The organism is Lentzea sp. NPDC051208 (assembly GCF_040682435.1).
Lineage (GTDB): Bacteria > Actinomycetota > Actinomycetes > Mycobacteriales > Pseudonocardiaceae > Lentzea > Lentzea kristufekii.
The window spans coordinates 124,308-148,024 of record NZ_JBFBAW010000010.1; the positions used below are offsets into that span (position 1 = coordinate 124,308).

Consider the following 23,717-nt stretch of genomic DNA (forward strand, 5'->3'; position numbering starts at 1 on the left):
TGTTCAAGTGTTAGCACGTCGAAGCTGGATACAAAAGAATTGTCCCGAAGTTCTTAGCGGGCGGGCGGTCTGGCCGAGCAGCGCCTCCCTGCGCTCTGCGGCCCGAGCAACCTTATGTTGGTCCATGTTGCGGGGGCAATATGGACATTGGTGGCGATCCACTGCTCTTTTCGGCCGAGCTTGGACTGGGATCGTGCCAAGAAATGGATTGCTTTTAATGGTGCATGCAAATGGGGAAACTGCCGGTTCATGGATGGTGATCGGGCGACTACGGAGTGCTTTTGGTGTCGTTTACAAACCGTAGTCGAGTGACTACACGGAAGGACCGAGTGTGCTGTTTTCCGGACCGTGACGGCGTAGTTCGAGCCATGCCCGCTGGAGTCGGCGAACGAGTACGGTCAACGTCTCCTCGGGGAAGGTGAAGGGCAGTCTCAGGAAGTTGTCGTGGCCGCCGGTGGGGTCGGCCGCCGCGCCGGGCACGACCTCGACACCGTGACGGAGAGCGATCTGGGCGAAGACCCGCGCATCGGTGTCCGGCAGCTCGACCCACAGCGCGGACCCGCCGTCGGGTACCCGCCAGCTCCACTCGGGCAGCGCCTCCGTGAGCAGCTCGCACAGCTGGTCCAGGCGGGCCTGCAGCACCCGCGCGCGGCCGGCCGCGATGGTGTCGAGCCGCGGCAGGATCCTGGCGGCGAGGGCCTGGTCCAGCACGGGACTCGCGAGGTCGGCGAGCACCTTGTAGCGCGCGAGCCGTTCGATGATCCCGCCGGGAGCGCGCAGCCAGCCCATCCGCAGCCCGCCCCACACCGCCTTGGCGAGTGAGCCGACCGTGATGACCTCGGCGCCGTCCGGTGCGTAGCCCGCGATCGGCGGCAGCGGACCGGAGCCCTCGCCGGCCGAGGTGGCGTCGAACGACGTGTACGCGTTGTCCTCCAGCACCGGCACCTCGAACCGGGCGGCGATCTCGGCGACGCGCCGGCGGCGGGACGCGGACATCAGGGTGCCGGTCGGGTTGTGGTAGGTCGGCATCACGTAGAGCAGTGCCGACTGGTGCTCGGCGAACGCCCGCGTGAGGCCGTCGGCGGAGATGCCCTCGTCGTCCAGCGGCACCGAGATCATCTTGGCACCGGCCGCGCGGAAGACGTCCAGGCAACCGGGCCAGCTCGGCGCCTCCACGACCACCGTCGAGCCCGGCCGCAGGTACATCTGCGCCACGAGGCCGAGCGCCTGCTGCGCGCCGGTGGTCACCAGAACCTGGTCGGGGACCGTTGGCACACATAGGTTCCGGTAATAGGCAGCAATCGCGTTGCGGAACGGCGGGAACCCGCGCGGGTGGTAGCCGACGTCGCCGAGCAGGCTGGTCATGTCCTCGTCGACCAGCTCCCGCAGCGCGTCCGCGAGCTCGGGCGCGGCGGGTTCGACGGCGAACGCCAGCGAGATCACCTCGCCCGGTCCGTCCACGAGCCGCTGGAAGATCGACGTCGCCCGGCCGCCGGGTACCCGGCCGTCCGCACCGGCCCGGCGCTTCGCCGGCTCGGTCGTCACCCTGGTGCCGCTGCCCCGTTTGCTGCTGACCATGCCGCTGTCGCGCAGCTCGTCGTACGCCGCGACCACGGTCGCCCGGCTGACCTGGAGCATCCGGGCCAGATCCCGTTCCGACGGCAGTCTTTCGCCGTGCGGCACGTCGCCGGCGCGCATGGCCCGGGCCATTGCGCCGGAGAGCTTGCGGTAGAGCGGGCCGCGGGCCGACGCCCAGTCGCCGAGCACCTCGACGAGCTCGGCCGGGTCCTGGAAACGGTCCATTTGACGCTCCATTGGCACTGGTGGACTGGAAACGGTCCGGGCCAAGCTAGCTCATCACACCGGCGCTGCGGGGGCTCTTCGCCGGTCTCGGGTTTCAACGGGGTGGGGGTTCATGATCGTGGGCGCGAAGCGTGACCTTGTTGCGCTGCTTGACTTGAGCGAACTGTCCACTCCGGACTCCACGGCCGTGGTGTTCGAGGGCGCCGGGGTCACCTACGGCGCGCTGCACGCGGCGGCCAACCGATTGGCCCGGTTCCTGCTCGAGCAGGGCGCGGGTCCGGACCAGGTCGTCGCGGTGGCGCTGCCCCGTTCGGTCGAACTCGTGGTCGCGCTGCTGGCCGTGGTGAAGACGGGAGCGGCGTACCTGCCGGTGGACCCCGAGTACCCCGCCGACCGGATCGCCTTCATGGTCGAGGACGCGCGGCCGGTGCAGGTGCTGACGCACAGCACCGTGCCGGTGAGCGGACTCGCGCTCGACGACTCCGCCACGTCCGCGATGCTGTCCGGCTACTCGCCGGCGCCGGTCATCGACGCCGACCGGGTCCGGCCGATCGACCCGCGGGACCCCGCGTACGTGATCTACACGTCCGGTTCGACGGGACGGCCCAAGGGCGTGGTGGTGCCACACCACGCGATCGTTAACCGGTTGCTGTGGTCGCAGGCCCACTACGGGCTGGACGCGAGTGAGCGGGTATTGCAGAAGACGCCGTCGAGCTTCGACGTGTCGGTGCCGGAGTTCTTCGGGCCGTTGATCGTCGGCGCGACGCTCGTGCTCGCTCGTCCCGGTGGCCACCGGGATCCGGCCTACCTCGCGGCGTTGATCCAGGAGCAGGGCGTCACCGAGGTCAACTTCGTGCCGTCGATGCTGCGGGCGTTCCTGGAGGAGCCCACCGCTGCCGGGTGCACGGGCCTGCGCCGGGTGCTGGCGGCCGGTGAAGCGCTGACCGGTGACCTGGTCGAGCAGTTCCAGTCCACTTTGGACGTGCCGCTGCACAACCTGTACGGGCCGACCGAGGCAGCCGTCGAGGTGAGCTACTTCGAGGTGCCACCGGGTTTCGCCGACGGCGCCGTGCCGATCGGCCACGCGGTGTGGAACACGCGGCTGCGCGTGCTGGACGCCGACCTGAACCCGGCGGAGACCGGCGAGCTCTACCTCGCGGGCGACCAGCTGGCCCGCGGTTACCTGAACCGGCCGGGGCTGACCGCCGAGCGGTTCGTCGCCGACCCGCACGGCGCGCCGGGTGCCCGCCTGTACCGCACCGGCGACCTGGCCAGGGTGCGCGAGGACGGCGCCGTGGTCTACCTCGGCCGCACCGACACGCAGGTCAAGGTGCGCGGCTTCCGGATCGAGCTCGGTGAGGTCGAGACGAGCCTGGAACGCCACCCCGCGGTGCGGCAGGCCGCCGTGCTGGTCCGCGACGAACGCCTGGTCGGCTACCTCGTCGGTGACGTGGACCTGGACGAGCTGCGGGCGCACCTCGCGGTGACGCTGCCCGAGTACATGGTGCCGGCGTTGTTCGTGACGCTGGACGAGTTCCCGTTGTCCCCGGCCGGGAAGCTGGACCGGGCCGCGTTGCCGGAACCGGACCTCGGCGTGCTGGTCACCGGCTCCGCGGCGAGCACGCCGGCCGAGGAAGCGCTGCTCGTGCCGTTCGCCGCGATCCTCGGTCTGCCGGCGGTCGGCACCGAGGACGACTTCTTCGCACTGGGCGGCGACAGCATCGGCGCGATCCGGCTGGTCAGCCGGGCTCGGCGGTCCGGGTTCCGGCTCACTCCCGAGCTGGTCTTCACGCACCGCACGGTACGGGCGCTCGCGACGGTCGCCACCCCGGTGGTCGAGCAGACCCTGCCGGACGCCGGGGTCTCGCTGGCGCCGCTGGCCGAGGGCCTGCTGTTCCACGCGCTGCACGACGACGTCGACGTGTACGTCTCGCAGCTCACCGTCGAGATCGACGGCACGATCGACGCCGACCGCCTGCGCGAGTCCGCCCGCTGGCTGGTGCGACGGCATCCGAACCTGCGCTGGGGGTTCCGGCACGACGGCCGGTTCGCACCGGCCGAGGTGGACGTGCCGTGGCGGGTGGCCGAGGGCGACCTCGACGAGCTGCGGGCCGAGGAACGGCGCCCGTTCGACATGGCCGCCCCGCCCTTGCTGCGGTTCCTGTTGCACGGCACCAAGCTCGTCCTCACCTGCCACCACATCCTGCTCGACGGCTGGTCCACACCGGTGCTGCTGGACGAGCTGCTCGCGCACTACGCGGGCGAGGAACTCACCGACCCGCCGCCGTACCAGGACTACCTGAACTGGCTCGGCGCCCAGGACCGCGCCGCGGCGGAACGGGTCTGGCTCGACGTGCTCGACGGTGTCGACGAGCCGACGCTGGTCGGTGGCACCGAGGTGCGCGGCGAACGCGTCGTCGAACTGTCCGAGGACCTCACCGCCCTGCTGACCCGGCGCGCGCTCGACGGCGGCTACACGCTGAACACCGTGGTGCAGGCGGCCTGGGCACTCGTGCTCAGCGGGATCACCGGTCGCCACGACGTCGTGTTCGGCACCACCGTGTCCGGACGCCCGGCCGATCTGCCCGGCGTCGAGACGATGGTCGGCCTGTTCATCAACACCATTCCGGTGCGCGCCACCCTCCGGCCCGGCATGACCGTCGCCGAGCTGTGCGCGGACCTGCACCGGCAGCAGCTGAGAACGAGCGAGAACGCCATCCTCGGGCTGGCCGACCTGCACCGGCTCACCGGCACCACGGAACTCTTCGACACGCTCACCGTCTTCGAGAACTACCCGGACGACGTGCGGCCGCACGGCGACCTCACGATCGTCGGCACCGAGATGCGCTATCCCGTGCACTACCCGCTCGGCCTGATCGCGGTGCCGGGGGAGCGGCTCACGTTGCGGATCAGCCACCGCACGCCGCTGGCAGGACAGGTGGAGGACCGGCTGCTGCGGGTCCTGGCCGCGTTCGCCGACCCGGACCAGCCGATCCACCACGTCGACCAGCTCGACCCGGCCGACCGCGACCGCGTGCTGACGCGGTGGAACGACACCGCGGCCGAGGTTCCCGCCGCCACGCTGACGCAGTTGCTGGCCGAGCAGGTGGAACGCACACCCGGCGCGACCGCCGTCGTGTTCGAAGGCACCTCGCTGACCTACGCGGAACTGGACGCGTGGGCCAATCGGCTCGCGCACCACCTGCTGGCGCACGGCGCCGGCCCCGAGCGGTTCGTCGCCGTGCTGCTGCCCCGCTCGCTGGAGCTGGTGGTCGCGCTGGTCGCGGTGCTCAAGGCCGGGGCGGCCTACCTGCCGATCGACCACGACCACCCGCGCGACCGGATCGACCACATGCTCACCGATGCCGGTGCGGTGCTCGCGTTGCATGAGCTTCCGGACGTGTCCGGTCACCCGGCGCACGCACCCGCGCTCACCGCGACGCCGGACAACGCCGCGTACGTGATCTACACGTCCGGTTCGACCGGCCGGCCCAAGGGCGTGGTGGTGTCCCACCGCGCGATCGTGAACCGGTTGCTGTGGTCGCAGGACCACTACGGTCTCGATGCCGGTGAGCGGGTGTTGCAGAAGACGCCGTCGAGCTTCGACGTGTCGGTGCCGGAGTTCTTCGGGCCGTTGATCGTCGGCGCGACCGTCGTGCTCGCTCGTCCCGGTGGCCACCGGGACCCGGCCTACCTCGCCGAGCTGATCCGGTCGGAACGGATCACCGAGGTCAACTTCGTGCCGTCGATGCTGCGGGCGTTCCTGGAGGAGCCGTCCGCAGCCGGGTGCACGGGCCTGCGCCGGGTGCTGGCGGCCGGTGAGGCGTTGCCCGGTGACCTGGTCGAGCAGTTCCAGTCCACAATGGACGTCCCGCTGCACAACCTGTACGGGCCGACCGAGGCCGCGGTCGAGGTCAGCTACTTCGAGGTGCCACCGGGTTTCTCCGGCAGCGCCGTCCCGATCGGCAGGCCGGTCCGCAACACCCGGCTCTACGTGCTCGACCGCGACCTCAACCCGGTACCGCCCGGTGTCGCCGGAGAGCTGTACCTCGCCGGCGTCCAGCTGGCCCGCGGCTACCTGGGCCAGCCCGCGCTGACCGCGGAACGGTTCGTCGCCAACCCGTTCGGCCCTGGCCGGATCTACCGCTCCGGCGACCTGGCGCGGTGGAACTCCGACGGCACCATCACCTACCTCGGCCGCACCGACACCCAGGTCAAGGTGCGCGGTTTCCGGATCGAGCTGGGCGAGGTCGAGGTCCGGCTGGCCCAGCACCCGGCGGTGCGGCAGGCGCTGGTCGTGGTCCAGGACGAACGCCTGATCGGTTATGTCGCCGGCGAGGCCGACAGCGCCGGCCTGCGGGCGCACCTCGCCGAGACGTTGCCGGAGTACATGGTGCCCGGTGCGTTCGTCGTGCTGCCCGCGTTTCCGTTGACCCCCAGCGGAAAGGTCGACCGCAAGGCGCTGCCCGCACCCGAGGCCGTGGTCACCGAGAGCCGTGCGGCCCGCACACCGACCGAGGAGTTGCTGGTCGGCCTGTTCGCGGACGTCCTGAACGTGCCGGAAGTCGGTGTGCAGGACCGGTTCTTCGACCTCGGCGGGCATTCACTGCTCGCCATGAGGCTGATCGGCAGGCTGCGCACGGTCTTCGGCGTGGAGGTCGGCATCCGCAGCCTCTTCGACGCGCCGACGCCCGCCGCGCTCGCGGAACGGATCGCCACCGCCGGTGGTGCCCGGCAACGGGTGACGGTCGCCGAACGCCCCGAACACCTGCCGGTCTCCTACACCCAGCAGCGGTTGTGGTTCCTCGACCGGCTGGAGGGCCCGAGCGGCACCTACAACCTGCCGCTGGTGCTGCGGCTGTCCGGTGAGCTGGACGTGCCCGCGCTGCGGGCCGCGCTGACCGACCTGACGGACCGGCACGAGTCGTTGCGCACGGTCCTGGTCGAACGAGACGGCCTGCCGCACCAGGTGGTGCTGCCGTCGGCCGACGTGCCGCTGCACCTCGGTCCGCCGGACGCGCGCCACGGCTTCGACCTGACCACCGAACCGCCGATCCGGGCGCATCTGCAGCGCCTGTCCGAGCGCGAGCACGTGCTGATGATCGTCCTGCACCACATCGCGGCCGACGGGTGGTCACTGGCGCCGCTCGGTCGCGACCTGTCCGCCGCCTACGCCGCACGGCTCACCGGCACCGCGCCGGACTGGGCGCCGCTGCCGGTGCAGTACGCGGACTACACGCTGTGGCAACGGGAGGTGCTCGGCACCGAGTCCGACCCGGCGAGCCCGATCGCCGCGCAGGTGGAGCACTGGCGGCAGGCCTTGGCCGGGCTGCCGGAGGAACTCGCGCTGCCCACCGACCGGCCCCGCCCCGCCGCGGCCAGCTACGTCGGCGGAGTGGTCGAGTTCTCCCTCGACGCGGCGCTGCACGAGCGGGTGCGCGACCTCGCCCGCCGCCACCAGGTCAGCGTCTTCATGGTGCTGCAGGCGGCGTTCGCCGCGACCTTCACGAGGCTCGGCGCGGGCACCGACATCCCGATCGGCACGCCGGTCGCGGGACGCACCGACGACGCGCTCGACGACCTGGTCGGCTGCTTCCTCAACACGCTGGTGCTGCGCACGGACACCTCGGGCGACCCGACGTTCGCCGAGCTGCTCGCACGGGTGCGGCAGACCAACCTCACCGCCTACGCCAACGCGGACGTGCCGTTCGAGCGGCTGGTCGAGCTGCTGAACCCGACCCGGTCGCTGGCCCGGCACCCGTTGTTCCAGACGATGCTGGTGCTGCAGAACACGCCACCGGTCGAGTTCGACCTGCCGGGGCTGGAGGTCCACCGCGAGGCGGACGAGCTGGGCGTCGCGAAGTTCGACCTGCTCTGCTACCTCACCGAGAACGCCGCCGGCATCGACGGACGGCTCGAGTACGCCGCGGACCTCTTCGACCACGGCACCGCCTCGCGGCTGGCCGCCAGGGTGGTCCGGCTGCTGACCGAGGCCGCCGCCGATCCGGACCGTCCTGTCGGAACGCTCGACGTGCTGGATCCGGCCGAACGCGACCTGGTGCTGCGGCGGTGGAACGACACCGCCCGTGAGGTGCCTGCCCGCTCGGTGGTCGAGCTGTTCGAGGACCAGGTCGCGCGGACCCCGGACGTGGTCGCCGTGTTGTGCGACGACGTGCTCCTGACCTACGACGAGCTGAACGCCCGTGCCAACCGCCTCGCGCACCACCTGATCGGTCTCGGCGCCGGGCCGGAACGCTATGTCGCGCTGGCGATGCCGCGGTCGGCGGATCTCGTCGTCGCGCTGCTCGGCGTGCTGAAGTCCGGCGCGGCCTACCTGCCGCTCGACCCGGACTACCCCGCCGAGCGGGTCGACTACATGCTCGCCGACGCCGAGCCGCTGCTGACGTTGCGCGCCCTGCCGCCGCTGTCCGATGTGGACACCAATCCCGAAGTCGTGGTCGCGCAGGACAGTCCCGCGTACGTGATCTACACCTCCGGTTCGACCGGCAAGCCCAAGGGCGTGGTCATCCCGAGGGCGACGCTGCTCAACTTCCTCGCGTCGATGGCCGAGACCGTGCCGCTCGCGGCGCACGACCGGTGGATCGCGGTCACCACGATCGCGTTCGACATCGCCGCGCTGGAGATGTTCCTGCCGTTGCTCAGCGGTGCCGCGGTCGTGGTGGCGGAGAAGGAGACGGTCACCGACCCGGCCGCGCTCGTGCGGTTGATCGCGCGCACCGGCGGCACCGTTCTGCAGGCCACGCCGTCGTTGTGGCAGGCGCTCGTCGCCGCGGAACCCGAGGGGGTGCGCGGCCTGCGGATGCTGGTCGGTGGCGAGGCGCTGCCGCCCGCGCTCGCGGACTCGATGCGGGCGCTGGCATCGGGTGTGACGAACATGTACGGGCCGACCGAGACCACGATCTGGTCCACCACGCACCCACTCGCGGGCAGGCCGGGCGCGCCCGCCATCGGCAGGCCGATCTGGAACACCGATGTCTACGTGCTCGACGCCGGGCTGCGGCCCGTGCCGCCCGGTGTGCCGGGGGAGCTGTACATCGCCGGGCTCGGGCTGGCCAGGGGCTACCACCACAGGCCGTCGCTCACCGCCGAGAGGTTCGTCGCCAACCCCTTCGGGCCGGGCCGGATGTACCGCACCGGTGACCTCGCGCGCTGGGGCGCCGACGGCGAGCTCGACTACCTGGGCAGGGTGGACTTCCAGGTCAAGGTGCGCGGTCACCGCATCGAGCTGGGTGAGATCGAGGCCGTCCTCACCGCGCATCCGGCCGTGCGCCAGGCCGTGGTCGTCGTCAGGGACAACGGCCTGGTCGGCTACGTGACCGGTGCCGCGGCCGGGCTGCGGGAGCACGCCGCCGCGTCGCTGCCCGAGTACATGGTGCCGTCGGCGATCGTGGTGCTGGACGCGCTGCCGTTGACCCCCAACGGAAAGCTCGACCGCAAGGCGCTGCCGGAACCGGACTGGACCGCGGAGGCGCGGGTCGTGCGGACCGCGCGCAACCCCGCGGAGGAACTGCTCTGCTCGCTGTTCGCCGAGGTGCTCGGTGTGCCCGCGGTCGGTGTCGACGAGGACTTCTTCCGGCTCGGCGGCCACTCGCTGGCCGCGATCCGGCTCATCAGCCGCGCCCGCGCGGTGTTCGGCGCGGAGCTCAAGATCCGGCACCTGTTCGAGTCGCCGACCGTCGCCGGACTCGCCGCGCTGCTCGGCAACGCGGACGCGGCACGACCTCCGCTGGTCGCGAGGCCCCGGCCGGACGAGATCCCGCTCTCGTACGCGCAGCAACGGATGTGGCTGCTCAACCGGATCGAGGAAGCCAAGGGGATCTACAACATCCCGCTCACCCTGGTGCTGACCGGCCCGCTCGACCGGGCCGCGCTGACCGCCGCGCTCGGTGACCTGGTGGACCGGCACGAGGTGCTGCGGACCGTCTTCCCCGAGGGCGACACCGGCCCGCGCCAGCAGATCCTGCCGTCGTGGACGCCGGAGCTGCTGGGCCCGGGCAGTCACGAGGAGGACTTCGACCTCACGACCGAGCCGCCGTTGCGGTGCCGGCTGGTCGAACTCGGTCCGGACGAGCACGAACTGCTGTTGCTGCACCACCACATCGCGGGTGACGGCCGGTCGACCGCGCCGATGGTCCGCGACCTCGCGCAGGCCTACGAGGCGCGGCTCGCCGGGCGTGCGCCGGACTGGACGCCGCTGCCCGTGCAGTACGCGGACTACGCCCTGTGGCAACGGGAGATGCTCGGGTCGGAGTCGGACCCGAAGTCGCTGTTCCGCCAGCAGCTGGACTTCTGGTCCGGTGCGCTGGCCGGGTTGCCGGAGGAACTGCCGCTGCCGGTCGACCGGCCTCGCCCGGTCGTGTCGGAGTTCCGCGGCGGCCGTGTCGACCTGACGATCGAACCCGAGCTGCACCGCAGGATTCGGGCCTTGGCGGACGAGCACGGCGTGACCGTGTTCATGGTGCTACAGGCCGCGATCGCGACTCTGCTGACCAGGCTCGGCGCCGGCACCGACATCCCGATCGGCAGCCCGGTCGCGGCCCGGTCGGACGAGGTGCTCGACGATGTCGTCGGGTTCTTCGTGAACACCGTGGTGCTGCGGACCGACACCTCCGGCGACCCGACGTTCGCGGAGCTGCTGGCGAAGGTCAGGGAGACGGGTCTGGCCGCGTACGCCCACCCCGACCTGCCGTTCGAACGGCTGGTGGAACAGCTGCAGCCGGCCAGGTCGCTGTCGCGGCACCCGCTGTTCCAGGTGCTGCTCGCGTTCCAGGACACGCTGGCGCAGGAGATCACGTTCGGTGCGGCCACCGGCCGGGTCGAGGTGCGCGACACGGACGTCGCGAAGTTCGACCTCGCGTTCGACCTGGTGGAGGAACCCACCGGCATCACCGGCGGGCTGGAGTACAGCGCGGAGCTGTTCGACCGGTCCACCGCGGAGCGGATCGCCTCCTGGCTGCACGGCGTGCTCGTGTCCGCGGTGCGGGACGCCGGTGTCCGGATCGGCGCGCTCGACTACCTGCCGGCCGCCGAGACCGCGCAGCTCGTCACCGGGTTCAACGCCACGGCGCGTGATCTTCGCCGGGCACCGCTGCCGGTGCTGGTGCGCGAACAGGTGGCCAGGACGCCGGACGCCGTCGCGGTGGTCTTCGGAGACACGGAGCTGACCTACGCCGAACTGGACGCCCGCGCGAACCGGTTGGCGCATCGGCTGATCGAGGCCGGGGCGGGCCCGGAGCGGCGGGTGGCGCTGTCCCTGCCGCGCTCGGCGGACCTGATCGTCGCGTGGCTCGCGATCCTCAAGACCGGCGCCGCCTACGTGCCGATCGACGCGGACTACCCGGCGGAGCGCATCGCGTTCATGATCGAGGACGCCAAACCGGTCATCACAGTCACTTCAGTGCAGGCTGAAGGCAGACCTGCCACCGATCCCGGCGTCGAAGTGCCGCTGACGAGCGCCGCGTACGTGATCTACACTTCCGGCTCGACCGGCACGCCGAAGGGCGTCGTGGTGACCCACTCCGGCATCGCCGGGGTGGCCGGGGTGCACGTCGAGCGGCTCGGCCTCGGACCGGGTTCGCGGTTCCTGCTCGCGGTGTCGGTCAGCTTCGACGTCTCGCTCGCGGACATCGCGATGGTGCTGACCTCCGGCGCCACCCTCGTGGTGCCGCCGCCGGAGGTGAAGCTCGCGGGCGACGAGCTCGCGGACCTGATCGACACGTACGCGATCACGCACACCGACCTGGTCGCCGCGATGCTCGCGTCGATGCCGGAGCGGGACTTCCCGAGGTTGCGCGGGTTCGTGGTCGGCGGCGAGGCTTGCACGGCCGACCTGGTGGAACGCTTCTCGCCGGGCCGCACGATGATGCAGGTCTACGGGCCGACGGAGTCGACCGTGGTCGCGGTGATGAGCGACCCGTTGTCCGGCGACGAGACCCCGCCGATGGGCCGCCCGGTGTGGAACACCAGGACGCTCGTGCTGGACTCGCACCTGCGGCCGGTTCCCGTCGGCGTGCCGGGGGAGCTGTACCTGTCCGGTGACGGGCTCGCCCGCGGGTACCTGGACCGGCCGGCGCTGACGGCGGAACGGTTCGTCGCCAGCCCGTTCGGCGGGCGCATGTACCGCACCGGCGACCTGGTGCGGTGGCGTGCGGACGGCAACCTGGAGTTCCTCGGCCGCGCGGACCAGCAGGTCAAGATCCGCGGGTTCCGGGTGGAACTCGGCGAGATCGAGGCCGTGCTGCTCGCCCAGCCCGCCGTGACCGGGTCCGCGGTGATCGTCCGCGAGGACACGCCCGGTGTCCGGGTGCTGGTGGGCTACGTGACCGGTGCGGCCGACCCGGCGGCGCTGCGCGGCGAGCTGGCCCGCACGTTGCCGGACTACCTGGTGCCAGCCGCGATCGTGCCGCTGGACGTGCTGCCGTTGACGCCCAACGGGAAGCTCGACCGGGCCGCGCTGCCCGCGCCGTCGTTCCGCGGCACCTCCGGACGGGGGCCGCGCACGCCGCAGGAAGAGATCCTGGCCGGTCTCTTCGCCGCCACGCTCGGGCTCGACAGCATCGGCGTGGACGACAACTTCTTCGACCTCGGCGGGCACTCACTGCTCGCGACGCGGCTGGTGAACCGGGTCCGCACGGCGCTGCGCGTCGAGCTGCCCGTGCGCGCGGTGTTCGAGCACCCCACGGTGGCCGGGCTGGCCGGGCGCGTCCGGACCGCGGGCCGGTCCGCGCACCCGCTCGTGCCGATGTCGCGCCCGGATCCGATTCCGCTGTCGTTCGCCCAGCACCGGCTGTGGATCCTCAACCAGATGCTCGACGCCGACGCGGCCTACAACGTGGCGGTCGCGTGGCGGCTGACCGGCGCCGTGGACCAGGCCGCGCTCGTCGCGGCGTTCGACGACGTGGTCACCCGGCACGAGTCGTTGCGGACGGTGTTCCCGCAGACCGGCGAGGGGCCGATCCAGGTCGTGCTGCCCGCCGGCGCGCGGTTGTCCGTCGTGGACGGACCACCCGACCTTTCCGCGGCGGCGCGCGGCTTCGACCTGACGACGGACCTGCCGGTGCGCGCCACCCTGTTCACCGGCGCCGAGCAGGTGCTGTTGATCGCGCTGCACCACATCGCGTTCGACGGCGCGTCGATGGCCCCGCTGATCCGCGACCTCGAACTGGCCTACCGGGCGAGGGCGGAGGGCAGGGCGCCGGAGTTCACACCGTTGCCGGTGCAGTACGTGGACTACACGCTGTGGCAGCGCGAGACGTCCGATGTGGACGGACAGCTCGGCTACTGGCGGGACGCGCTGGCCGGGTTGCCCGACGAACTGGAGCTGCCGTTCGACCGGCCGCGGCCCGCGGTGCCGAGCGGGCGGGGCGACCTGGTGTCGACCCTGCTGGACGCCTCGTTGCGCGACCGGTTGAAGACGTTGGCACGACAGCACGACACTACGTTGTTCATGGTGCTGCACGCGGCACTGGCGACGGTGCTCACGAAGTTCGGCGCGGGTACGGACGTGCCGATCGGGAGCCCGGTCGCCGCCCGCACCGACGCCGCGCTGGACGACGTGGTCGGGTTCTTCGTGAACACGCTCGTGCTGCGGGCGGACACCTCCGGCGACCCGACGTTCACCGGCCTGCTCGCCAGGATCCGGGAGACCGACCTGGCCGCGTACGCCCACGCCGACGTGCCGTTCGAACGGCTGGTGGAGGAGCTGAAGCCGGCGCGGACCGCCTCCCGGCCGCCGCTGTTCCAGGTCGTCCTCGCACTGCAGGACGGTGCCGCGCCGGCGCTGGACCTGCCGGACGTGACGGCGGAGCCGGTGGAGCCCGGCGTGCACCCGTCGCGGTTCGACCTCGAGCTCAGCTTCGCCGAGCAGCCCGACGGCCTGCTCGCGGAGGTCACGTTCAGCACCGACCTCTTCGACCGGCCGACCGTGCTGGCGCTGACCGGGGCCCTGCACCGCCTGCTGGAGACCGTCGCCGACGCGCCGGAGCAGCCGATCTCGTCGATCGACCTGCTCTCGGCGGAAGACCGCACGCGGCTTCTGGTGGAGTGGAACGGCACTGCGGCCGAAGGGCCTGCTCAAGTGCTGCCGAAGCTGGTCGAGGAGCAGGTGCGCCGCACACCGGACGCGGTCGCGGTGGTCTTCGAGGGCACCTCGGTGACCTACGCGGAGCTCAACGAGCGGGCGAACCGGTTGGCGCACCAGCTGATCGGCCAGGGCGCGGGGCCGGAACGCCTGGTGGCGCTGCGGTTGCCGCGGTCGGCGGACCTGATCGTGGCGTGGCTCGCGGTCCTCAAGACCGGTGCCGCCTACCTGCCGATCGACCCCGGCTACCCGGTAAAGCGGATCGAGTCGATGCTCGCCGACGCGCGGCCCGCGATCGTGCTGAGCACCGCGGCCGTCGAGGGCGACCAGCCGGGCACGGACCCGGAGGTGCGGATCGACCCGGCGAACACCGCGTACGTCATCTACACCTCCGGGTCGACCGGCACTCCCAAGGGCGTGCAGGTCACGCACGCCGGGATCGTCACGATGGCGCTGACGCACGTCGACCGGCTGGCGATGGGACCGGACAGCCGGTTCCTGCTCGCCGTGTCGATCAGCTTCGACGTGTCGCTCGCCGACATCGCGCTGACCCTGCTCGCCGGCGCCGCGCTGGTCGTGCCGGGTCCCGACCGCCAGCCGGCGGGCGACGACCTCGCGAACCTGGTCGAGGAGAACGCCGTCACGCACACCGACCTGGTGGCGTCGATGCTCGCGTCGGTGCCGCCGGGCCGGGACCTGCCGAGCCTGCGGGGGTTCGTGGTCGGCGGCGAGCCGTGCAGCGCGGACCTCGTCGCCCGGTGGTCGCCCGGCCGCACGATGATGCAGGTCTACGGGCTCACCGAGACCACGGTGGTGTCGGCGATGAGCGACCCGCTCGCCGGTACCGACCACCCGCCGATGGGCAGGCCGATGCCCGGCACCCGCGTGTACGTGCTGGACGACGCGCTGCGGCCGGTGCCGGTCGGTGTTCCGGGCGAGCTGTACGTCGCGGGTGACGGCGTGGCGCGCGGGTACCTCGGCCGGCCGGGTCTCACCGCGTCGAGGTTCGTCGCGGACCCGTTCGGCAGTGATGTTTCTTCTGGGGCGCGCATGTACCGCACCGGTGACGTGGTGCGGTGGCGTCCGGACGGCAACCTGGAGTTCGTCGGCCGGTCGGACCAGCAGGTGAAGGTCCGCGGTTTCCGGATCGAGCCGGGCGAGGTCGAGGCCGTGCTGCTGGCCCAGCCCGGCGTCGCCCAGGCCGCCGTGCTCGCCGTCTCCGATCGTCTCGTGGCCTACGTGGTGTCCACAGTGGAGGTGTCGCGGGAGGCACTGGCGCGGACGTTGCCGTCGCACATGGTGCCTTTCGTCGTGCCGGTCCCGGCTCTGCCGCTGACCCCGAACGGCAAGCTCGACCGGAAGGCGCTGCCCGCACCGGACTTCACCGCCGGCGTGCGGCGGGAGCCGCGCAACCCGGCCGAACAGATCCTGGCCGAGCTCTTCGCCGAGGAACTGGACCTGCCCGCGGTCGGCATCGACGACGGGTTCTTCGACCTCGGCGGGCACTCCATCCTGGCGGCCAGGCTGCTCGGCCGGATCCAGCGCGCCTTCGGTGTGCGGCTGGGCATCCGGACGTTGTTCGAGGAGCCCACCGTCGCGGGTTTGGCGCACCGGCTCGGCCACGACGACGAGCGCGACTCGTTCGACGTGCTGCTGCCGCTGCGGGCGGACGGCGCCGGGACACCGTTGTTCTGCGTGCATCCGGCGGCCGGCATCGGCTGGGTCTACTCCGGACTGCTGCGCGGCGTGGACCGGCCGGTGTACGCGTTGCAGGCCAGGAGTCTCACGGCCGCGGCCCAGGCGCCGGGGTCGGTCGCCGAGATGGCGGCGGACTACGTCGCCCGCATCCGGGAGGTGCAGCCGGAAGGCCCGTACGACCTGCTCGGCTGGTCGTTCGGCGGTGTGGTGGCGCACGAGATGGCGGTGCTGCTGCAGGAACAGGGTGCTGAGGTGGCACTGCTGACGTTGCTCGACGCCTACCCGGTGCGCGCGGACGATCCGGGTCCGGACGCGATGCTCGCGTCGCTGGGCCACGGAGACCGCGGCGAGCTCACCGGGTTCACCCCGGAGCAGGTCGACGCGATGGCCGCGACGTTCGCCACGAACGCCCGGCTGATGAACGCCGCCACTCCGCGGGTGTTCCGCGGCGACGTCCTCTTCTTCGCCGCCACCGGAAGCCCGTCGCCCGGCCTGTGGGCGCCGCACGTGACCGGCCTGATCGACGTGCATTCGCTCGACTGCGCCCACGGCGCCATGACCCAGCCCGAACCCATCGCCGAGATCGCCCAGGTCCTCGGCGCCAGAACCGCACGGAGAGTGTGATGAGCAACCCGTTCGAGAACGCCGACGGCACCTACCTCGTGCTGATCAACGACGAGGGCCAGTACTCGCTGTGGCCCGAGCACATCGCCGTGCCGGAGGGGTGGACGGTGACCTTCGGGCCGGACAGCAGGTCCGCGTGCGTCGACCACGTCGACGAGAACTGGGTGGACATGCGGCCGCGGAGCCTCGTCGAGCAGATGGGGCAGCAGTGAGCCGCAACCCGTGGCTGGTGCTCGTGGCCCTGGTCCTCGGCCAGGTGATGACGCTGCTGGACACCACCGTCGTCAACGTCGCCATCCCCACCCTCGCGCGTGATCTGGACGCCTCGCTCGACTCGGTGCTGTGGGTGATCAACTCCTACGTGCTGGCGTTCGCGGTGCTGCTGATCACCGGTGGCCGGCTCGGGGACCTGTTCGGGCAGCGCCGGATGTTCGTGTCCGGCGTCAGCCTCTTCACCGCCGCGTCCGTGGTGTGCGGCCTAGCGCAGACAGCGGACCAGCTGATCTGGGCACGGGTGGTGCAGGGCGTCGGTGCGGCGCTGCTCGTGCCGCAGACGCTGTCGTTGCTCACCAGGGTGTTCCCGGAGGAGAAGCGCGGCGCGGCGTTCGGCATCTGGGGTGCGGTCGGCGGTCTCGGTGCCGCGATCGGGCCGACCGTGGGCGGCCTGCTGGTCGACTCGCTGGGCTGGCGGTGGATCTTCTTCCTCAACATCCCGCTCGGTGTCGCCGCGGCCGTGCTCGGGGCGGCCTGGTTGCCGGGCCACGACGGCGGCCGGCGGCGCAGGCTCGACCTGCTCGGCACCGTGCTGGTCACCACCGGCCTGTTCCTGCTGACCTACGGGCTGATCGAGGGGGAGCGGCACGCGTGGGGCGGGCTGATCCCGGTCGCGCTGCTCGGTGGCGTGCTCGTGCTCGTCCTGTTCGTGCTCGTCGAACGCGGCCGGCAGGACCGGGAACCGTTGCTGCCCTTCGTGATCCTGCGCGACCGGAACTTCGCGCTGATGGCGGTGGTCGTCGCCGCACTTCCGCTGGGACTGGGCGCGATGCTGTTCCTGACGTTGCTGCACCTGCAGTCGGTGGCGGGGATGAGCGCGCGGGACGCCGGGCTCACCGTGGCGCTGGCCCCGCTGCTCTCCGCGGTCGTCGCGCCGAAGTCGGGCAGCGCGATCGACCGGTACGGCGGCAAACCCGTGCTGCTGGCCGGACTCGCGCTGTTCGCCGCCGGGATCACCGGGATCGCGCTCGCGGTGCGGGCCGACGGCGTGTGGTGGCACCTGGTGCCCGGACTGGTCCTGCTCGGGCTCGGCATGGGGGTCGGCGGTTCGCCCGCGGCGATCATCGCGATGCGGGACATCGCCCAGGACGTGTCCGGAGCGGCGTCGGGGTTGTTCAACACCACGAGGTTGTGCGGCAGCCTGCTCGGCAGCGCGGCCGTGGGGGCGGTGCTGCAGGCGCGGTTGTCGGTGGAGGGGCTCGACGCCGGGTTGCTGCAGAACGTGGTGCCGCAGGAGTTCCGCGAAGGGTTCGCCGACGCGTTGCGGTTCTCCTACTTGCTTCCCGTCGCGGCTCTCGCGGTGGGGGCGCTGCTCACCTTCGGTGTGCGGCGCGTGGCGGTTGGAGTCAAGGGGGAGTGAATGAGGGGCAGGGGGAAACTGCTGGCGCTGGCCGGTGCACTGCTGGTCGCGTCCGCGGTCGTCACGCCGTCCGCGGCGGTGGCGGAGCAACGACACGGGGGAATCCAGAACACCCAGATCCGAATGTTCAACACGGAGCCGTTCCGGCCTCTGCTACCGGGTGACACCAACGAGTGGGGAGGCGGCCGGCTGATCAGCATGATGTTCACCGGCCTGGTCGGGTACCGGCTGGAGGACGCCGAGCCGTACAACGCGATGGCGAAGTCGATCACCACGACCGACTCGAGGGTGTTCCGCATCAGGATCCACCGCGGGTGGCGGTTCCACGACGGTACCGAGGTCAAGGCGCGCAACTTCGTCGACGCCTGGAACCACGTGGCGTACGGGCCGAACAAGCTGCGCAACAACACGTTCATGGACAAGATCGAGGGGTACCGGGACCTCAACCCGGCGACCGGGGAACCGATCTCGAAGCGGATGTCCGGGCTCAGGGTCGTCAACGACCACGAGTTCCAGGTGACGCTGTCCGCGCCGCTGTCGATCTTCCCGACGATGGTGGGCTACTGGGCGTTCTACCCGCTGCCGGACTCGTTCTTCCGCGACCCGGCCGCGTGGATGCAGAAGCCGGTCGGCAACGGGCCGTACAAGCTCAAGGAGGCGGTGCCCAACGGGCACCAGCTGCTCACCGCGTACCGCGACTACAAGGGCGCGGAGAAGCCGCGGGTCAAGGAACTGCTCTACACGGTGTACCCGGACACCTCCACGGCCTACGACGCGCTCGTGCGCGGCGAGATGGACTTCATGGAGGCCATGCCGTACTCGAAGATCACCAGCGGTCAGTACAAGAAGGACCTTCCCGGCCGGTACACCGACCGCAACTTCCTGCTGATGCAGAACCTGGCGTTCCCGAGCTACCTGCCCGGTTACGACAACCCGGACCTGCGCAAGGCCGTGTCGATGGCGATCGACCGGACAGAGCTGATCAAGCTCGTCGGCGGCGGGCAGAAGCCGGCCGACGGGTTCACCATCCCGGGCCTGGAGGGCTACCAGCCGGGGCAGTGCGGTGAGCTGTGCACGTACAACCCGGTGAAGGCGCGGGAGCTCCTGGCGAAGTCCGGTTTCCAGGGACCGCTGCAGCTGCACACCAACATCGAGTCCGGCGCGCGCACGTGGATGGGCCCGGTGTGCCAGAGCATCACGGCCACGCTCGGCATCGCCTGCGAGACCAGGGAGACGATGTCGTTCCGCGAGTTCCGGCAGGCGGTCGTGGGCCGGACGATCACCGGCGCGTACCGCTCGGACTGGCGAGCCGACTACCCGTCGATCGAGAACTTCCTGTCCCCGCTGTACCGGACAGGCGCGTCCTCGAACGACTACGGCTACTCGAACCCGGCGTTCGACGCCGCGATGGACCGCGCGGACCGCGCCCCGGCCAAGGAGGCGGCGCTGGAGCTGTACCGGGAGGCGGAACGCCTGCTGGTGCAGGACATGCCGGTCGTGCCGCTGTGGCAGGAGTGGTCGGCGGTCGGCTGGTCGGACCGCCTGCGCAACGTGAAGGTCAGCATCCTGACCGACCTGGACGTGTTCCAGGTGAAGGTCGTCTGTTAACGAGGCCGCGGGTGGCCCCTCGTGGCCACCCGCCCTCTTCTCGAGGGGATTGGCATGGACTTCGGACTGTTCTACTTCGCCGACGACGGCGCCGGCTCCGGCGACCGGTACCGGCTGCTGATCGAAGGTGCCCGGTTCGCCGACACGCACGGCTTCACGGCGGTGTGGACGCCGGAGCGGCACTTCCACCAGTTCGGCGGGCAGTACCCGAACCCGGCGGTCACGGGCGCCGCGGTGGCCGCCGTGACGGAGCGGGTGGCGGTCAGGGCGGGCAGTGTCGTCGGCCCGCTGCACCACCCGCTGCGGATCGCCGAGGAGTGGTCCGTCGTGGACAACCTCTCCCGCGGCCGCGTCGGCCTGTCGTTCGCCTCCGGCTGGCACGCCGTGGACTTCGCGTTGCGGCCGGAGAACTACCCGCGCCGCAAGGAGGTCCTCGTCGAGACCATGCAGACGGTGCGCGAGCTGTGGCGCGGCAAGAAGATCGACGTCGTGGACGGCGCCGGCGAGAAGAAGCAGGTGGGGATCTTCCCCGCCCCCGTGCAGCCGGAACTGCCGGTGTGGCTGACCAGTGCGGGCACGCCGGAGACGTTCCGGCAGGCCGGTGAACTCGGTGCCGGCGTGCTGACCCACCTGCTCGGCCAGGACCTCGACGACCTGGCGAAGAAGATCACCCTGTACCGGGAGGCGTTCCAGGCGGGCTCGCACGGCGTCGCCGGCAACGGGCAGGTGTCGCTGATGCTGCACACGTTCCTCGGCACCGACCGCGACGAGGTGCGCGAGATCGTGCGCAAGCCGTTCAGCGACTACCTGCGCAGCTCGATCAGCCTGATCGCCCGCGCCTCCGGAGACCTGATGCCGGGCGTGAACCCCGAGGACATGGACCCGGAGGACGTCGACTTCCTGGTCGCGCGCTCGTTCGACCGCTACTTCGACACCGGCGGGCTCTTCGGCACGGTGCAGGACGGGCTGCGGACGTTGGACGCGCTCGCCGAGATCGGCGTCGACGAGGTCGCGTGCCTCATCGACTTCGTCGGTGACACGGAGGCGGTGCTGAACAGCCTGGTGCACCTCGACGAGCTGCGGCGGTCCGCGGACGAACGCCTCGGCGGCTGAAAGCCGGGTCGTGGTCCCGGAGGTCGCCGCGGCGTCATCGGCTTGGAGGGGTACCGACCGCCGATCGGTACCCCTCTGGTCTTGCGTCAGCGGTGACGCAGCGGTTTCAGCCGTTCGCTTCGCGGACGTCCTTCCCGTGCTCGGCGAACGCCTTGAAGTCCTGCATGTGCTGCAGCGACTGCTTGCGGAAGGCGCCGGGCATCAGAAGCCCCACCAGACGCATCATCAAGCCGCTGAACCGGTACTCGTTCTCGCTCACCCAGAGCGTCGTCTCCGGACCGGCCTCGGTCAGGCGTTCGCGCGCGACGCTCCACATACCCTTGCCGGCGATCTCGCGTTCGAAGAGGACAACGCTGTCGCTCGGGATCTCGTGCAGGTCCACCGGTTCCCGGCGAGTGATGGTCTCGGTGCCCTCGAACTCCTGCTGCCCCGTCTGCATCACCACTCGCGACCTGGTGCCGACGTGGCCGTGCACCCCGCTCAGCGGCTCGTGCAGCACCAGGCCCCGCAGCCACTTCGGCATCTGTTCCGGGTCGGCGAGCAGCTGGGCCACCCTCTCGCGCGGCAGGGCGATCTCCAACGAGACGGTGTACTTCATGGCGGAGCGCTCCAGTTCTCGAGTGGACGGACGCACGCTGACAGCTTCGCTTGAATCCGCGCTGTTCATCGGCGCGCGGGTAGCATCGTCCCACCACTTCCTCACCGGTGGCGCCACGTCACGGCGTTCTGAATGATCGACAACCCCGAGGTGCACGGTTCCCGCCAAGCCGGCCTGCGTCACCTGCTCAACGAGTGGGATCCGATCGGAGTCGCCGACGTCGTCGACGACGAGTACGACTGCCTGCTCGCCCCGCTCTGGGACAGACTCACCGGCGGCGCCACTCGCGCATCGCTGTCGGAATACCTGTGGACCGAGGTCGAGGACCATTTCGGGCTCGACCCGGAACGGTGCGACGTCGACGGCTTCGCTGAACGGTTGCTCGCGCTGGCAGCTACGTGGACCAGTTCCGAACTGTGAGTCACGTCCAGGAGATCAGGCTTGCCGGTCGCGTGCCACGAGCTTGCGCTGGGTCCGGCGGCCCTGCGCCACCATGAAAGGAATCGCGCGCAACCCGAACCGCGGGAACGTGTCGGCGAGCCGGGCCAAAGCCCCACGCCACCTCGGGACGGTGGTGACCGGCTTCGGTTTGTCGAGCACGGCGGCGACGGCCGCGGCGATGTCGGCGGGCTGCAGCAGCGTGCCGGAGAACGACAGCGCGGCCGCCGGATCGTCGAGTTTGTCGTGGAGCATCGGCGTCCAGATGCCGTCCGGGCAGACGCACGAGATGTCGATGTCCTGGACGCCCGCGTGCCGCAGATCGGCGAGGGTGCTGAGGCTGAAGCCGATGGCCGCGTGTTTGGAGGCGGCGTACACCGCTTCGCCCATGACGGCCGTGATGCCCGCGAGGGACACGATGTTCACGACGTGCCCGCCGCCGTGGCCGCGCATGGCCTGGATCGCGGCGACCGTTCCGTTGATGGTGCCGAGGGCGTTGACCTCGACCATCAGCCTGCGGGTGGCGGCGTCCTGCTCCCACGCCGGGCCGGTCACCAGAACGCCCGCGTTGTTGACCCAGACGTCGAGCCGGCCCGCACGGGCGACGATGTCGTCGCGTGCCGCTTCCACGGCCGCGTCGTCCCGCACGTCGAGCACCCGCGCGGTCGCGCCGATCTCGGCGGCCGTCGCGGTCGCGGTGGCTTCGTCGACGTCGGTGACCAGCACCGTGTAGCCGCGTTCGACCAGCATCCGCGCGACCAGCTTGCCCACGCCGCGTCCGGCCCCGGTCACGACCGCGCCTGCTTCACCCGTCATGGCAGGAGTATCGCGCCCTGAGACGTGTTACGTGGAGTGCCACGTCACGGCGGTGTCGGGGGTCGCGCGAGTGGTGCGGAAACCGTTGGCCGGATGCGCCGTGTCGGGGTAGCCGAACGAGACTCCGGCGACGACGCGCCTGGTGTCCGGAAGCCCGAAGTGGCCGCGCAGGAAGCCGGAGTACCCCGCGAGCGCGGCCTGCGGTGCTGCGGCGAGGCCGAGGCTCTGGACTGCGAGCAGGAACGAGTTGAGGTAGAGACCGCAGTCGATCGCGCCGTAGACGCCGAGGTCGGCCTCGGTGGTGATGATCGCGACGTGGGGTGCGTCGAAGAGCTCGAAGTTGCGCAGCATCTGTCGGACGGTGCCCTCGTGGTCACCGCGTTCGATGCCGAGGCTGGTGTAGAGCTGCTTGCCGCACTCCCGGCGGCGTTCCCGGTAGACGCCCGTGTACTGCGTGGGGAAGGGGAAGTCCGGCTGGCCCGGGTTGTTCTGCAGGTGGTCGAGCAGCTGCTTGCGCAGCCTCTCCGTTGCGGCGCCTTCGGTGACGGTCACGTGCCACGGCTGGGTGTTGCACCAGGACGGGGTGCGCTGGGCGAGGGCGAGCACCTGCTCGATGGTGTCCCTCGGGACCGGGTCGGGCAGGAACTGGCGGCAGGTCCACCTCTCGGCGAGCAACCGCTGCAACGCCTCGTGCAGGTCAGGGGCCGCGCTCACGGGAACCTCCAAAGCGGTCTCTTTTCGAGACCGAAAGCTAGCACGGCTCGGTCTCGAAAAGAGACCATCTTCGGTAGGGTCGGCGAATGCGGTACGAACAGCTCGCCGACCTGCCCTGCTCGATCACCCGCCCGCTGGTGGTGCTGGGGGACAGGTGGACGTTGCTGATCCTGAAGGAGGCGTTCGCGGGCGTGCGGCGGTTCAACGCGTTCCAGAGCAACCTGGGGATTCCGCGCAGTCGCCTGCAGGACCGGCTCGGCCGGCTGGTGGAGCACGGGATCCTGGTGCGGCAGCAGGCCGTCGACGCCGACCGCGGCGAGTACCGGCTCAGCCGCAAGGGGCACGACCTCTACCCGATCCTGATGGCCATCAAGGACTGGGGCGACGCCTACATGGCGCCGGACGGACCGCCGGTGCACTACCGGCATCGCGAGTGCACCGGCGAAGCACGGGTCACGCTGGCGTGCGACTGCTGCGGAGAACCGATGACGGCGCACGACGTTCTGCCCGAGGCGGGTCCTGGTCTGCTGGCGCACGTCGTCGACGCGCAGGGCTAGGCCGCCCGGCCGCGG

The 23,717-nt window shown here is 71.0% G+C and carries 11 protein-coding genes; 7 read left to right on the plus strand and 4 right to left on the minus strand.

Annotated features, from left to right (window positions below):
• Positions 1-312: 312 nt before the first annotated feature.
• Entirely contained in the window at positions 313-1,803 is a 1,491-nt protein-coding gene (locus AB0M48_RS24950) for a PLP-dependent aminotransferase family protein (protein ID WP_363846252.1), read from the minus strand.
• A 112-nt stretch (positions 1,804-1,915) separates the two neighbouring features.
• Between AB0M48_RS24950 and AB0M48_RS24955 the strand changes: the two genes are divergently transcribed.
• Genes AB0M48_RS24955 through AB0M48_RS24975 form a run of 5 tightly spaced genes read left to right on the plus strand, consistent with a single transcriptional unit; the run spans position 1,916 to position 20,579 of the window.
• On the plus strand, positions 1,916-16,225 hold the full coding sequence (locus AB0M48_RS24955) for an amino acid adenylation domain-containing protein (RefSeq protein WP_363846254.1): 14,310 nt from the start codon (positions 1,916-1,918) through the stop codon (positions 16,223-16,225).
• On the plus strand, positions 16,225-16,437 hold the full coding sequence (locus AB0M48_RS24960) for an MbtH family protein (protein WP_319984567.1): 213 nt from the start codon (positions 16,225-16,227) through the stop codon (positions 16,435-16,437). The genes AB0M48_RS24955 and AB0M48_RS24960 overlap by 1 nt, the downstream gene beginning before the upstream one ends.
• Positions 16,434-17,858, plus strand: coding sequence for an MFS transporter (locus AB0M48_RS24965; protein WP_363846257.1), 1,425 nt, complete (start codon positions 16,434-16,436; stop codon positions 17,856-17,858). The genes AB0M48_RS24960 and AB0M48_RS24965 overlap by 4 nt, the downstream gene beginning before the upstream one ends.
• On the plus strand, positions 17,859-19,466 hold the full coding sequence (locus AB0M48_RS24970) for an ABC transporter substrate-binding protein (protein WP_363846259.1): 1,608 nt from the start codon (positions 17,859-17,861) through the stop codon (positions 19,464-19,466).
• Between the two features lie 54 nt (positions 19,467-19,520).
• Positions 19,521-20,579, plus strand: a complete 1,059-nt coding sequence (locus AB0M48_RS24975) for a MupA/Atu3671 family FMN-dependent luciferase-like monooxygenase (RefSeq protein WP_363846261.1) — start codon at positions 19,521-19,523, stop codon at positions 20,577-20,579.
• 106 nt (positions 20,580-20,685) lie between these two features.
• On the opposite strand, the gene AB0M48_RS24980 is transcribed toward AB0M48_RS24975, so the two are convergent.
• On the minus strand, positions 20,686-21,213 hold the full coding sequence (locus tag AB0M48_RS24980) for an SRPBCC family protein (RefSeq protein ID WP_363846263.1): 528 nt from the start codon (positions 21,211-21,213) through the stop codon (positions 20,686-20,688).
• A gap of 96 nt (positions 21,214-21,309) precedes the next feature.
• Here AB0M48_RS24980 and AB0M48_RS24985 point away from each other — a divergent pair, with 96 nt between their 5' ends.
• Positions 21,310-21,597 carry a hypothetical protein gene (locus AB0M48_RS24985; protein ID WP_363846265.1) on the plus strand — a complete coding sequence of 96 codons (288 nt, stop codon included), beginning with the start codon at positions 21,310-21,312 and terminating at the stop codon, positions 21,595-21,597.
• 15 nt (positions 21,598-21,612) lie between these two features.
• Here AB0M48_RS24985 and AB0M48_RS24990 read toward each other — a convergent pair whose 3' ends face one another.
• Both AB0M48_RS24990 and AB0M48_RS24995 read right to left on the minus strand, forming a co-directional pair.
• Positions 21,613-22,431 carry an SDR family NAD(P)-dependent oxidoreductase gene (locus AB0M48_RS24990; RefSeq protein ID WP_363846267.1) on the minus strand — a complete coding sequence of 273 codons (819 nt, stop codon included), beginning with the start codon at positions 22,429-22,431 and terminating at the stop codon, positions 21,613-21,615.
• Positions 22,432-22,458: 27 nt separating this feature from the next.
• The gene (locus AB0M48_RS24995) at positions 22,459-23,145 is read right to left on the minus strand and encodes a nitroreductase (protein ID WP_363846269.1); all 687 of its coding nucleotides are present in this window, start codon (positions 23,143-23,145) and stop codon (positions 22,459-22,461) included.
• An 86-nt stretch (positions 23,146-23,231) separates the two neighbouring features.
• Here AB0M48_RS24995 and AB0M48_RS25000 point away from each other — a divergent pair, with 86 nt between their 5' ends.
• Entirely contained in the window at positions 23,232-23,702 is a 471-nt protein-coding gene (locus tag AB0M48_RS25000) for a helix-turn-helix domain-containing protein (protein ID WP_363846271.1), read from the plus strand.
• The last annotated feature ends 15 nt before the right edge of the window (positions 23,703-23,717 follow it).

What these genes read in the sequence shown, in the direction of transcription:
- AB0M48_RS24950 (WP_363846252.1), bottom strand. Translation starts at nt 1,803, where the DNA reads ATGGACCGTTTCCAGGACCCGGCCGAGCTCGTCGAGGTGCTCGGCGAC.
- AB0M48_RS24955 (WP_363846254.1), top strand. Translation starts at nt 1,916, where the DNA reads ATGATCGTGGGCGCGAAGCGTGACCTTGTTGCGCTGCTTGACTTGAGC.
- AB0M48_RS24960 (WP_319984567.1), top strand. Translation starts at nt 16,225, where the DNA reads ATGAGCAACCCGTTCGAGAACGCCGACGGCACCTACCTCGTGCTGATC.
- AB0M48_RS24970 (WP_363846259.1), top strand. Translation starts at nt 17,859, where the DNA reads ATGAGGGGCAGGGGGAAACTGCTGGCGCTGGCCGGTGCACTGCTGGTC.
- AB0M48_RS24975 (WP_363846261.1), top strand. Translation starts at nt 19,521, where the DNA reads ATGGACTTCGGACTGTTCTACTTCGCCGACGACGGCGCCGGCTCCGGC.
- AB0M48_RS24985 (WP_363846265.1), top strand. Translation starts at nt 21,310, where the DNA reads ATGATCGACAACCCCGAGGTGCACGGTTCCCGCCAAGCCGGCCTGCGT.
- AB0M48_RS24990 (WP_363846267.1), bottom strand. Translation starts at nt 22,431, where the DNA reads ATGACGGGTGAAGCAGGCGCGGTCGTGACCGGGGCCGGACGCGGCGTG.
- AB0M48_RS25000 (WP_363846271.1), top strand. Translation starts at nt 23,232, where the DNA reads ATGCGGTACGAACAGCTCGCCGACCTGCCCTGCTCGATCACCCGCCCG.